This is a genomic window from Cohnella baijiui, from assembly GCF_020731285.1.
In the GTDB taxonomy this organism is placed as follows: domain Bacteria; phylum Bacillota; class Bacilli; order Paenibacillales; family Paenibacillaceae; genus Cohnella.
Window position 1 is genome coordinate 1 of the sequence record NZ_JAJFOW010000560.1, and the last position, 207, is coordinate 207.

Annotated in this window: 1 protein-coding gene; it reads right to left on the reverse strand. The window is 34.3% G+C overall.

Features of this window, described 5'->3' with window-relative positions:
* Positions 1-207 (reverse strand): helix-turn-helix transcriptional regulator (locus LKX83_RS33790; protein WP_227887709.1); only part of this gene is annotated, 207 nt, incomplete at both ends.

Genomic DNA, 207 nt, shown 5'->3' on the forward strand with positions numbered 1-207 from the left:
GAACGAGTAAAAGATTCTTGTGTTTCAAAGCGATAATAAAAAGCAATATCGATTATTTTTTCATCCGTATAAAGTAGCATGTTAGCTGAATTTGCAATTCTTCGATAGCGAATATATTCAGATGCGGTTACGCCAACCTCCCTTTGAAAAATACGATGATAGTGAAACTTTGAAAATCCAGCAAACTGAGCAATGCTTTCTAAGGAT